The 12,699-nt window shown below is 54.9% G+C and carries 12 protein-coding genes; 7 read left to right on the top strand and 5 right to left on the bottom strand.

Features of this window, described 5'->3' with window-relative positions; all coding sequences use genetic code 11:
• Positions 1-26: 26 nt before the first annotated feature.
• On the bottom strand, positions 27-872 hold the full coding sequence (tsf, locus tag VV869_RS22045; RefSeq protein WP_337737100.1) for a translation elongation factor Ts: 846 nt from the start codon (positions 870-872) through the stop codon (positions 27-29).
• 113 nt (positions 873-985) lie between these two features.
• Entirely contained in the window at positions 986-1,714 is a 729-nt protein-coding gene (gene rpsB / locus VV869_RS22040; RefSeq protein WP_337737099.1) for a 30S ribosomal protein S2, read from the bottom strand.
• Between the two features lie 323 nt (positions 1,715-2,037).
• On the opposite strand from rpsB, the gene map reads away from it, so the two are divergent.
• From map to VV869_RS22025, 3 genes are all read left to right on the top strand, one after another.
• Complete coding sequence (gene map / locus VV869_RS22035; protein WP_337737098.1) at positions 2,038-2,865, top strand: type I methionyl aminopeptidase; 828 nt, start codon at positions 2,038-2,040, stop codon at positions 2,863-2,865.
• A gap of 111 nt (positions 2,866-2,976) precedes the next feature.
• Entirely contained in the window at positions 2,977-5,601 is a 2,625-nt protein-coding gene (glnD, locus tag VV869_RS22030) for a bifunctional uridylyltransferase/uridylyl-removing protein GlnD (RefSeq protein ID WP_337737097.1), read from the top strand.
• 161 nt (positions 5,602-5,762) lie between these two features.
• The gene (locus tag VV869_RS22025) at positions 5,763-6,143 is read left to right on the top strand and encodes a DUF3461 family protein (protein ID WP_261601852.1); all 381 of its coding nucleotides are present in this window, start codon (positions 5,763-5,765) and stop codon (positions 6,141-6,143) included.
• A gap of 194 nt (positions 6,144-6,337) precedes the next feature.
• Here the strand turns inward: VV869_RS22025 and VV869_RS22020 are convergent, their stop codons facing one another.
• The 3 genes from VV869_RS22020 to VV869_RS22010 form a co-directional block, all read right to left on the bottom strand.
• Complete coding sequence (locus VV869_RS22020; protein WP_337737096.1) at positions 6,338-6,793, bottom strand: flavodoxin; 456 nt, start codon at positions 6,791-6,793, stop codon at positions 6,338-6,340.
• Between the two features lie 174 nt (positions 6,794-6,967).
• Complete coding sequence (gene truC / locus VV869_RS22015) at positions 6,968-7,708, bottom strand: tRNA pseudouridine(65) synthase TruC (protein WP_337737095.1); 741 nt, start codon at positions 7,706-7,708, stop codon at positions 6,968-6,970.
• Positions 7,708-8,052: a YqcC family protein gene (locus VV869_RS22010; protein WP_337737094.1), complete on the bottom strand. Its 345-nt coding sequence runs from the start codon at positions 8,050-8,052 to the stop codon at positions 7,708-7,710. The genes truC and VV869_RS22010 overlap by 1 nt, the downstream gene beginning before the upstream one ends.
• Positions 8,053-8,238: 186 nt before the next feature.
• Here VV869_RS22010 and VV869_RS22005 point away from each other — a divergent pair, with 186 nt between their 5' ends.
• The 4 genes from VV869_RS22005 to VV869_RS21990 all read left to right on the top strand — a co-directional run.
• Entirely contained in the window at positions 8,239-9,282 is a 1,044-nt protein-coding gene (locus VV869_RS22005) for a DUF3549 family protein (protein ID WP_443147359.1), read from the top strand.
• Between the two features lie 49 nt (positions 9,283-9,331).
• Positions 9,332-9,634: a DUF3301 domain-containing protein gene (locus VV869_RS22000; RefSeq protein WP_337737093.1), complete on the top strand. Its 303-nt coding sequence runs from the start codon at positions 9,332-9,334 to the stop codon at positions 9,632-9,634.
• 2,542 nt (positions 9,635-12,176) lie between these two features.
• A complete protein-coding gene (locus tag VV869_RS21995) occupies positions 12,177-12,407 on the top strand; it encodes a DUF2789 domain-containing protein (RefSeq protein WP_261601847.1) in 231 nt (76 codons plus the stop codon).
• Between the two features lie 28 nt (positions 12,408-12,435).
• Positions 12,436-12,699 (top strand): hypothetical protein (locus VV869_RS21990; protein WP_337737092.1); only part of this gene is annotated, 264 nt, incomplete at its 3' end.

Here is a 12,699-nt window from a genome sequence, read left to right as displayed (position 1 = left end):
TTCTGTATAAGCAAATTCGCTAAGGATTAACCTTTTTGCGCCAGTGCTACTTCTTCTGCGAAGCTCAGGCCTTCTACTTTCTCGATGCCTTCGCCTACTTCCAGACGTACAAAGCTAGAAACTGTTGCGCCTTTTTCTTTCAGGAACTCACCAACAGACTTCTTCGGTTCCATGATGAACGGCTGGCCAGTCAGAGAAACTTCGCCGGTGAATTTCTTCATGCGGCCTTCAACCATTTTCTCTGCGATTTCTTGAGGCTTGCCTTCGTTCATCGCGATTTGAACCTGAACTTCACGCTCTTTCGCGACTACGTCAGCTGGTACGTCTTCTGGGTTTACGTACTCAGGACGAGATGCAGCAACGTGCATCGCGATGTGCTTCAGTGTTTCAGCGTCGCCGTTACCTGCAACAACAACACCGATGCGGTCGCCGTGGCGGTAAGAAGCGATGTTCTCGCCTTGGATGTACTCAACGCGACGGATAGAGATGTTCTCACCGATTTTAGCAACCAGAGCAACACGCTTCTCTTCGAAGTCAGCTTGCAGAGTAGCAACGTCAGATTTGTTTGCAACAGCAGCTTCTGCTACTTCGTTTGCAAATGCCAGGAAGTTACCGTCTTTCGCAACGAAGTCAGTTTGGCAGTTTACTTCCAGAAGTGCAGCTACACCTTCACCTTCTTTGATGATGATTGCGCCTTCAGCGGCCAGGTTACCTGCTTTCTTAGCAGCTTTCGCAGCACCGCTCTTACGCATGTTTTCGATCGCCAGCTCGATGTCAGCGTTCGCTTCAACAAGCGCTTTTTTACATTCCATCATGCCTGCGCCAGTACGCTCACGCAGTTCTTTAACTAGGGCAGCTGTAACTGTTGCCATTGTTATATCCTCAGTTTTGAATACTTGGTGTAAAAATCAGGGGCCATGATCGGCCCCTGGTAACCATTCTTAGTTTACACAAGGTAACTTAAGATGCTCAAAGGAGCCGGCTATTACTCAGCTTCTACGAAACCGTCTTGCTCAGCTTGAGCAACGATGTCTTGGTTACGAGCTTCAGTCACAGTTTGAGCTACCGCACCAGTGTAAAGCTGGATTGCACGGATTGCGTCATCGTTACCTGGGATAACGAAGTCAACGCCGTCTGGGTTAGAGTTCGTATCAACAACTGCGAATACTGGGATACCCAGGTTGTTCGCTTCTTTGATTGCGATGTGCTCGTGATCAGCATCGATAACGAACATTGCGTCTGGCAGACCGCCCATGTTCTTGATACCGCCCAGAGATTTCTCCAGCTTCTCCATTTCACGCGTACGCATCAGCGCTTCTTTCTTGGTCAGCTTGTCGAAAGTACCGTCAGTAGATTGAACTTCCAGGTCTTTCAGACGCTTGATAGACTGACGAACAGTTTTCCAGTTAGTCAGCATACCACCCAACCAGCGGTTGTTTACGTAGTACTGGTCACAGCCGATTGCAGCTTCTTTGATTGTTTCGCTGGCTGCGCGCTTTGTACCAACGAAAAGTACTTTACCTTTACGGGCAGCAATTTTGTTCACTTCAGCCAGAGCGTCGTTGAACATTGGTACAGTTTTCTCAAGGTTGATGATGTGCACCTTGTTACGAGCACCGAAGATGAACGGCTTCATCTTAGGGTTCCAGTAACGAGTTTGGTGACCGAAGTGTACACCAGCCTTCAGCATGTCGCGCATTGATACAGTTGCCATTGAAAATTCCTCTATGGGGTTAGGCGTCCACATACCCCACTCTACCGACCCATATCGCCTGCCAAATTCGGCAAACGGACAGCCATTCGGCTGATGGGCACCCCGGAGAATGTGTCGATATGTGTGAGTGATTTAATATAAAAGTTAACCGAAATCAGCTGACGGCTTGAAACGCACATCAGACAATTCCGGCGCGCTTTATACCATATTTTGCCAGCTAAAATCTAGCCTAATTATAGTTGAGACCCATAAACTTGGTTTCCATCCCGGCCCCTCACTGTTACCATGTAAACAAGAGCAACAGTCCATGTAGAGAAGATTGAATGAGCATCAAGATCAAAACGGCTGATGAAATCGAAAAAATGCGCGTCGCCGGTCGTTTGGCTGCCGAAGTGCTGGAGATGATTGAGCCGCACGTCAAGCCAGGCGTGACCACCGCAGAGCTGGACCGCATCTGTCATGAGTACATTACCAAAGAGCAAGGCGCGATCCCGGCACCGCTGAACTACCATGGCTTCCCGAAATCGATCTGCACCTCGATCAACCATGTCGTGTGCCACGGCATTCCGGCCGAGCAGGACGAGGCTGTCAGTGACAAGTACAATAAACCGGCTGTATTAAAAGACGGTGACATCATCAACATCGATATCACGGTGATCAAAGACGGGTACCACGGTGATACTTCGAAGATGTTCGAAGTGGGCGAAGTGTCGCTGGAAGACAAGCGCCTGTGCCGCGTGGCCCAGGAATCGCTGTATCTGGCGATGAAAAAAGTGAAGCCGGGCACCAAGCTGGGTGAAATCGGCACCGCGATCCAGAAGTTCGTCAAAAACGGCAACAGCCGCTTCTCCATCGTCAAAGACTTCTGTGGCCACGGGATCGGCAACGAGTTCCACGAAGAGCCGCAAGTCGTGCACTACAAAAACGGCGACCGCACCGTGCTGAAAGCCGGGATGTGCTTCACCATCGAGCCGATGATCAATGCCGGTAAATTCGGCTGTGACATTGATGACAACGATGGCTGGACCGTGTACACGGTCGACGGCAAGAAATCGGCTCAGTGGGAGCATACCCTGCTGGTGACCGAAACCGGCTGTGAAGTGCTGACGCTGCGCCAGGAAGAAAGTATTCCGCGCATCATGCACAACTAATCACAGCGATTGAATCCCTAAGCCGGCATCCAGCCGGCTTTTTTGCATCTTTTCATTTCAGTCTTTACCGTTATAGTAAGACCATAACTTCAGCACATGGCACGGATTGCGATGACCGATACTTTCTCAGCCTCTCCCCAACCTACCGCCACGCCCCTGACCCAGAGCGCTCTGCGCCAGGAGTTGGAGCAGTTCAGTGCCCAGCAACAGCAACTGTTTGCCGAGCATACCCCGGTCACCATGCTGGTTGAAGCGCGGGCCGGTTTTATTGACAGCCTGCTGCAACGCCTGTGGCTGCATTTTGGCCTCAACACGCATCCTGAGTTGGCTCTGGTGGCCGTCGGCGGCTACGGGCGCGGGGAGCTGCACCCACTGTCCGATGTGGATATCCTGCTCCTCAGTGCCACGCCCCTGGATGAAGACACCGGCCACACCGTCAGTGCATTTCTGACCTTTTTGTGGGATTTGAAACTGGAAGTCGGCCACAGCGTCCGCACGATCGATGACTGCATCCAGATTGGCCTGAGCGACCTGACGGTGGCCACCAACCTGCAGGAAGCCCGCCTGCTGTGCGGCAATCCGGAAACTTACCAGTGTCTGGAAGAGCAGGTGAACTCCGGCAAGTTCTGGCCCAGCGAAGCGTTTTACCAGGCCAAGCTGCAAGAGCAGCGCACGCGGCACGCCCGCTACCACGACACCACCTACAACCTGGAGCCGGACATTAAATCCAGCCCCGGCGGACTGCGGGATATCCATACCCTGAGCTGGGTGGCACGCCGCCATTTCGGCGCCACCAGCCTGCTGGAAATGAGCCGTTTCGGGTTTCTGACCGATGCCGAATACCGCGAGCTGGTCGAGTGCCAGGACTCCCTGTGGCGGATCCGCTTTGCCCTGCATTGCGAGCTGCGCCGCTATGACAATCGCCTGACGTTTGAACATCAGGCCTCGGTCGCCCGTCAGCTGGGTTACCAGGGCGAAGGCAACCGCCCGGTCGAGATGATGATGAAAGAGTTCTATCGCACCCTGCGGCGGGTCTCCGAACTCAACAAAATGCTGCTGCAACTGTTTGATCAGGCCATCCTCAACAACGGCCAGATTGTCGAGGCCACCCCGCTCGATGACGATTTCCAGCTGCGCGGTAACCTGATCGAGGCCACCAAGCCCGCCCTGTTCCAGGCGCGACCGGAAACCATTCTCGACATGTGCCTGCATGTGGCGCGCAACAGCGCCATCGAAGGGATTGCCGCCCCGACCCTGCGCCAGCTGCGCACGGCGCGGCGCCGGCTCAACCGGTTTCTGGTCGACATTCCGGCGGCCCGGGAAAAATTCATGGATCTGGTGCGCGAGCCCAACGCCCTGCAACGCGCCTTTAGACTGATGCACCGCCACGGTGTCCTGTCGGCCTATTTGCCGGAATGGAGCCAGATCGTCGGCCAGATGCAGTTTGACCTGTTCCATGTCTATACCGTCGATGAGCACAGTGTCCGGCTACTGAAAAACCTCAATAAGTTCAGCGATCCGGCCAACCGCGAGCGCCACCCGATCTGTTGCGAGGTCTACCCGCGGATCGTCAAGAAAGAGCTGCTGATTTTAGCGGCGATCTTCCATGATATCGCCAAGGGACGTGGCGGCGACCACTCCGAGCTCGGCGGCGAAGATGCCTACCGGTTCTGCCTTCTGCACGGCCTGTCGAAGCCGGAGGCCAATCTGGTCAAATGGCTGGTCAATCAGCACCTGCTGATGTCAGTCACCGCCCAGCGCCGGGATATCTATGATCCGGACGTCGTGGCCGACTTTGCGACAAAAGTCCGTGACGAGGAGCGGCTGGATTACCTGATTTGCCTGACGGTGGCCGATATCTGTGCCACCAACCAGGAGCTGTGGAACAGCTGGAAGCGTACCCTGCTGGCCGAACTGTATTACTCTACCCAAAAAGCTCTGCGCCGCGGGCTGGAAAACCCGCCGGATGTCCGGGAGCGGATCCGCCACAACCAGCAGATGGCTTCGGCCCTGCTGCGCAGCCAGGGCTTTACCCCGCGCGAGATTGAAGTGTTGTGGCAACGCTTTAAAGCCGACTACTTCCTGCGCCATACCCACAAGCAAATCGCCTGGCACGCCGCGGCAATTCTCAGCCACGAGGATCCGGACAAACCCCTGATCCTGATCAGCGAGAAAGCCACCCGGGGCGGGACCGAGGTCTTCGTCTACAACAAAGACAAAGCTAAGCTGTTTGCGATTGTGGTCTCCGAGCTGGATAAGAAAAACCTCAGCGTTCACGATGCCCAGATCATGAACAGCAAGGACGGTTTCGCCCTCGATACCTTTATGGTGCTGGATCACAACGGCGAAGCCCTCAACGCCAACCGCCACAGTACCGTGCGCCGGGCGCTGACCAAAGCCCTGACCCACATGAAATCGGAGCGCAAGAAAAAACGCCCGCCGCGCAAACTGCTGCACTTCAACGTCAACACTCAGGTCGATTTCCTACCGACCAAAACCGGTAAGAAAACCCTGATGGAGCTGGTCGCCCTGGACATGCCGGGGTTACTGGCCCGGGTCGGCTCGGTATTTGCCCGCCAGAAAATCAGTCTCCAGGCCGCCAAAATCACCACGATTGGCGAGCGCGCCGAAGACTTTTTTATCCTGGTCAACGAAGAAGGTACCCAGCTCAGTGCCGCCCAGCAGACCCAGCTGCGCGAAGCCCTGATCGCCCGGATTGACGCGGCGAAAAAATAGCCACCCGCCGGACCGGCTCCCCCTGGTCCGGCAGCTTCTCGTGCCGCGATGACACCAACCTCACAACCTGGCACGCGACCTCAAGACAGCCTCCGCAGTAATTGCTACATTGAACACCATCCAAGCAGTAGAATCCATGCAGTAGAAGTAACGAGGCACCTATGTATCCACACCTCACCAGTATCGGTATTGAAAACCCCAAATCCATCGAACGCTACAGCCTGCGCCAGGAAGCGGCCAACGACATTCTGAAGGTCTATTTTGCCAAGCAGAAAGGGGAGCTGTTCGCAAAAAGCGTGAAGTTCAAATTCCCGCGCCAGCGCAAGTCGGTGGTGGTCAACAGCGGCAGTCGCGAATACAAAGAAATCACGGAGATCAATCGCAACCTGACGTTTATTATTGATGAGCTGGATCAAATCACCCAGCGCAAACACACTGAGGTTGATTTGAAGAAGAAGATCCTGAAGGATTTACGTCATCTGGAGCAGGTGGTGACCCACAAGATTGCCGAAATTGAAGCGGATTTAGAAAAGCTGAAATGATCCCCGAGCGGCTGCGTCACCGGAATCTCTGACGGCGCAGCCTTCCCTCTCAACGTCCCCTGACACCTCAGTTCCCAGATCGCTAAACCGGTCGCGATGATAGGCTCGCTGCAAACAAGCCGCAATGAAAGGGCCATCATCAAAAGACCGCGGCGACAGAGCCGCTGAGAAAAGACAGACCAATGGCCGTCAGGCTAGCGGAGTGCTTCCACCAGCGCCTCCAGCCAGGGCTGGGCCACTTCCATCGGGTCAAAGTGGATACAGGCATCGACATCCAGCCGCACGGCCAGCGATCGGCCCTGCAACTCCGCCAGCAGCGCATCAAACTGCCGACCGGCCCCGCAATACCGCTCCTCCCCGTAACTGGAGTCGCCCATCGCGATCACGGCAAACTTAAGCGCCGGCATCAGCGGGAAACGGTCCTTGAGTGCCACAAACAGCGGCAACAGATTCTCCGGGATCTCCCCCTGGCCGGTGGTCGAGGTGATGACCAGTGCCACATCGTGCTGGTACTCGAGAAAATCCTCCAGCAGCGGTTCGAGATAAAGCTGAGCGGCATGGCCCTTGTCAATCAGTTGATCAACCACTTCATGCGCCACTTCCTCTGCGCCGCCGTATACCGTTCCCACAAATACGCCGATTTTTGCCATCAATTGCTGCTCCGTGTTGCCCAACGTTTCCCTACTGTGAAGGTTCCCGCCAACGGATGCAAATGAAAATCCCGAATGCCGGCCAAAGCAGCCTGCAAAATCAATTGGCTATCACACCTTGTCCGGCGAGACGCCCACCCAGCCGGATGCGCTCCTCACCCGGCGCTGTGACCGTTAATCGCGGGGTTGCATCAGGTGCTCGCCCCAATCGAAGGCGTCCATCACCCGCCCCCAAGCAGCGTCCGTACCAGCGCGAATATCCAGTGCCTCTCCTGTAACCGGATGAGTAAGCTGGAGCCGCGACGCATGCAGCATCAACCGGTGGCAATCGTAGTGCTGGCGGAAGCTGCGGTTATGGCGGCCATCCCCGTGATTCACATCGCCGATAATATGGTGGCTGAGGTGATGCATGTGACGGCGGAGCTGGTGTTTGCGCCCGGTTTCCGGCTTCATCTCGACCAGGGTATAGCGGCTAGTTGGGTAGCGACCGATCGCAATATCCGTTTGGACATGTGCCAGGGGTGCGTAAGCCGTCACCGCTTCCTGGGCTTCCTTATCCTGAGCCGCCTGCTTGTCGGCAATTTTATCCAGCTCTTCTTTGAGCGGGTAATCCAGGACCGCCGCTTCCTGAATCCATCCCCGCACCACGGCGTGATAAGTTTTCTTGATGTCGCGTCCGGCAAACTTGGGCATCATCTGTGCGGCAACCTCGCTGGAGAGGGCAAACAGCAACACCCCGGAAGTCGGGCGATCGAGCCGGTGCAACGGAAACACATGCTGGCCGATCTGATCGCGCAGGGTTTGCATCACAAATTGCGTTTCGTGCCGATCCAGCCAGGAGCGGTGCACCAACATCCCGGCCGGTTTATTCACGGCCACGAGATCGGCATCTTGATACAGGATTTCTAATTCCATCACTTCTTCGCTTTCAATTCTTCACAGGCGCCGAGCAGCGCATCCAATTGACGGGTCACAGCAAGCACGGCGTCACAACCGGCATGCCCGTTGAGGGCTTCCTCAAGATAAGGGGAAATGACGAACTGGTCCGGCAGCGGCGCCTGAGCACTGACCAGCGCATTCATGCGCGGCAGAAAAATCCACTGCAACCACTGGCCGCCAGTCAGGGTATCGACCGCAAAAGGTGCGGTGCTGGCCAGCGCGGTCGGCGTCGGCGCGTCGGTCTCCCACACCCCGGCCTGACGCAACGCGGCTTCAAGTGCCGTCAGCAAAGCCTGACACTGGTGATATTTATCCATCATATTTTCCCCGCAGTACGCATTCACTCTGCTCAAAGCCCCATTATCCTTACAGAAAGCGCGCAAGGATACCATCGAAACGCGCCAGCCCCTAGCACCGCCCGGCCCCAGAAAATCGTGTGCAGACGAGCATCTTGAGCGAAGTTAAGGTTATAATCCGCCCATCATTGAGGAGTAAGCATGATGTCCATGGATAAATTTCATACCCTGACCCAGCTACTGGATAACGCCGGTTGCCAGTATACAATTTTTGATCTCGGCCGCCGTGTCAGTGAAATCGATATCGACCAGTTCAAAGCGGTCGAAGAGAACCGCCAGCCCTATCCATGGCCTTTGCAGCAACATGCACACCTGTCGATCTCCTTCTGGCAAGCCGGCAACCCACCGTGGATCTGGTTTCTGCGTCTGCCGCTTGATGAGCGCGGCCTACTCAAGCAAGCAGCCGTCGGGGATTTCATCAAGTATGTAATTGAAGCCATGGGCGCCACGCTCAACAGCACGCCAACGGAAGAAGAGCAGGAGAAACTGGCCGCCAACCCGTACACCTTCAAGCCGAATGACGACAAGATGGCGATGTTCCATGCCCATTTACGTCACCAGCTTGCTCTGCCAGCCAGCCAGTACTACGAGCATGCCCAGCATTACCTCACCGGTGATTTAGGCTGGGACCAGTGGCAGGGCGTCGGCCTGCAGGGCCTGGCGGATGTGTGTGCCCGGATGAAACAGGAAAACAACAGCACCCAACTGCGCAAAGCCATCAATAACCTGCCGATGACCCCGCTTTATGCGCTGCTGGGCTGCCTGGAGCATTGTGAGCTGCCGGAGGCGCTCAGCCAGCGCCTGATCGAGCGACTTACGCGCGAAGTCGAGCAAGCGGAGCCGGATCTGTTTCTGATCTCGGCACTGATCCGCGCCCTGTCTGGTGCCGAGCCGACGCTGCTGCAGCACCAGCTGACGCAACTGCTGGCCAACCCCGTCCTGTGTCACCCGGAAATCCTGGTGGCGATTGCCGGGCGCTGCTGGCAGGGATTGGCCACCGCCGACATCGCCCGGACTTTCCTACTCCGCCTGGCCCAGACCGGCGATCAGGCCTTGTTCAACCAACTCTTTGCCGACTTGGTGATGCTGCCGGCTCTGCGAGGCATGATGCTGCAAATTCTCCACGGTCAGGCAGATCCGGCGCTGGTTGAGGCCATCACCAAACTTCAGCAGCACGCCCGCGGCCAGGCCTGAAACCCCACCAAGGACGAAAGACCATAAACGGATGGATAAATAAAAACTGATGGATAATTTACTGGGGATTTTACTCTTGGCGCTGTTTGGCTACCTGTACTGGCAACAGCGCCGCCAGACCGAGTTTGCGCAGCGGTTTATCGAGCAACGCTGCGAACATCTCGGTCTGCAATTGCTCAGCATTTCCCGAGGCGCGCACCGGCTTAAAGACCCGCAGGGACGCTGGCACTGGCATACGGTGTATTTTTTTGAGTTTTCAGCTGACGGGGCTGATGCCTACCAGGGCTATGTGGTGATGGAAGGGTTTCGGCCAAGCCAGTTTCAGGTTCCCCCGCACCGGATGCCGGAATAACAGCGCCCAAATGCGGTAAAGATCCGGCCGGACCTGAAGGCTGTTAAGTCAAGGTTGAAGCGCTTGCTACCGCTGAAGAGCTTTAAGCCACGGCTGAAGGCTATCGGCCAAGGCGGCCCAAAGTGGTTTGTTTTCCGGGCCCCAAAACAAGAGCGGGCGCGACTTGCGTCGCGCCCTTAGGTCTTACATGCAGCATTCCCGCTACGAAAGTGCTCCCTGCATCATTCCATTGATATGCTGTAATCCTTCAGCAGTATCCTTGTCTCTTCATCCTGAAGATGTCCTTCGGTCTCCTGACCCGTCAGTTCATCCTGTCCTGACTCTCTTCGACCATCCTGGCGGTGTCCCTGGCTTCTTCCTGAAGCGGTCCTTGTGTCTTCCTGACCAGCAAACGTCCTGCCTGCTGTACCGAGTCCTTCGGTGGTTCCCTTCACAGTCCATGTTCGACATACCATCCTGGTACACCGGTCTCATCCTGAGACTGCCCAAATCCTTGGCAAAGTTCCTGTTCCGTTCCGTCAGTTCCCTCCGACACCTTTAAGATTACGCAGTTTCAGCCGGAAAAGAACCCGGCTTACAGAGAAAATCATTCCCCGACAGATCGCTCACGACACCAGACAAACTAAAATTAAAATAAAAACAGACACTTAATGTCAATCTTGTAGTGTTTTTCCATGCCAAATTTCCTGTTTATCCCACAAGCTTGCGAGAGATCTCTTACAAAGCCACGAGACAATCCAGAAGTATTGTGCTGAGCTGAAACGTTCCCTGACCCGGGCATCAGAACCTGAAACCGGCCCATAAAAAAACGGGCGTGACTTACGTCACGCCCTTAGGTCTTTCTGCAGCATTCCCGCTACGCTTGATGCTCCCTGCCGGCATCCATGTTGTACGCATCCCTTTGCGACCATCCCTGAACTCATCCCAGAGTGTCCTTTGGTCCAACCCTGACCCGTCGTCATCTCCGATGACGGCTCTCTCTTCCTGACCTGGCGGTGTCCCTTCACTTCTTCCTGAAGCTGTTCCTTAAATTGCCGTCCCGGCACGATCCCTGACTTCATCCCGAAGTTGTCCCTTCAAACACTATCCCGGTGCGGTCCCTGGCTTCATCCCGAAGCTGTTCCTTCAAACACTATCCCGGTGCGGTCCCTGGCTTCATCCCGAAGCTGTTCCTTCAAACACTATCCCGGTGCGGTCCCTGGCTTCGTCCCGAAGCTGTTCCTACAAACACCATCCCGGTGCGGTCCTTGGCTTCGTCCCGAAGCTGTTCCTAAAACCACTATCCCGGTGTGGTCCTTGGTTCTTCCTGCCAGCCGGTCTCCGACCCGCTGCCGATATCCTGCTCGTTCCTGCCTTCCTGGCTGCCGGCATACCTTGCCAACAACGTCCCATACTGGGGTCAGCACATCCTGTACTGCCGTGGTCCTTATCGCGCTTCCCTGCAATACGAGATATCTTACGCGGTTCCCCCCGCCGAACAACATCCTCACTTCCCTCGCTGCGGTGCAGAATCAACAACAAGCTTGCAACAACACACTTAAATAACTGAATTTAAATAGAAAAATAAGAACACAGCAGTGAATTAAGATGATGAGACACATCTTTCTCCCACGCGGCTGTAAGAGATCTCTTACATCCGCCCTGGCATATGTCCGGTAACCGATTACATTGTCAGAAAATCTGTTAAATCAAGGTTAAACCAGAAAAAACTCTAAACGAAGCGAAAAAATGAAGGTACATACAGTGACGAGGTGGCACGCTGCTCAACCATCAGGAGAATCAAGCAAGTTGGGATCAACAAAAAGCGAAAAGCGAAAAGCGAGGATGAAGGGCCCGGTCAGTGATTGCAGCAACCCGGGTCTGGCAGAGCGCCTCTATTAACGCGCCCAAAAAGAAACGGGCGCGACTTGCGTCGCGCCCTTAGGTCTTACATGCAGCATTCCCGCTACGAAAGTGCTCCCTGCAACATTCCGTTGTGCTGAATCCTTCAGCGATCCTTTTTTGTCTTCGTCCTGAAGATGTCCTTCGGTCTCCTGACCCGTCAGTCCATCCCGTCCTGACTCTCTTCGACCATCCTGGCGGTGTCCCTAGCTTCTTCCTGAAGCGGTCCTTGTGTCTTCCTGACCAGCAAACGTCCTGCCTGCTGTACCGAGTCCTTCGGTGGTTCCCTTCACAGTCCATGTTCGATATACCGTCCTGGTACACCGGTCTCATCCTGAGACTGCCCAAATCCTTGGCAAAGTTCCTGTTCCGTTCCGTCAGCTCCTTCCGACAGGGTCCATCATACGGTTTCCCGGCGGCAGAACAATGCGAGTGCCTGGCGAAAAACGGACGTATTTCGAAAACCCGAAGACCGACAAAACACAAATGAGAATAAAAACAAACACTTAAAGCCAAACCATCAGATATATCCAAAAGCTCAACATTGCGATGTCCTACGCACTTGTAAGCGATCTCGCACAAGCGCAGCAGATATCAGGACATAAATATTCTCTATACTTAGGCATAAACCGCGATGACAATCATAAGAAAGGAGTGCGCAATGGAGACCTTCAACCACAACTTATCCAACTTATTCAATCAATTAGGATTAAATAGCTCCAAGGAGTTCATTGAAGAATTTGTCAAAAAGCATCACCTGGAAGAGCATGAGCAACTGGCAGAAGCCCATTTCTGGCAACCGGCTCAGCAGCGATTTCTCAAAGAATCCGTGGCAGAAGATGCCGACTGGTGTGAAGTGATTGATCAGTTGGATGCTTTGCTACGAAAATAACCCCTCTCTCACTACGTCAGGAAGCGTTATGTCATCCGAGATCACCCAGGCCCTGGAGCAGGCCATTGCCGCCCTTATTGCCGAAGGCAAGGAGCCTTCAGTGGCGCTGATTAAATCCCGTCTGTCCCGGCCGCTACCGATGCCGCTGATCATTCAGGCCCTGCAGGCCTGGCGGAAAAGTGCCAAGGTTCCGAAAATTGAGCAATGTGCCGCCCCGCAAACTCAGGAGGCCCGTATTGCCCAACTCGAACAGCAAGTCGCGGATTTGACTGCACGGCTGGCGCAACTGGAA

Source organism: Photobacterium sp. MCCC 1A19761 (assembly GCF_037389125.1).
Taxonomy (GTDB): domain Bacteria; phylum Pseudomonadota; class Gammaproteobacteria; order Enterobacterales; family Vibrionaceae; genus Photobacterium.
The sequence above is the reverse complement of the archived record's forward strand: the minus strand, read 5'-3'. Positions and strand labels throughout refer to the sequence as shown.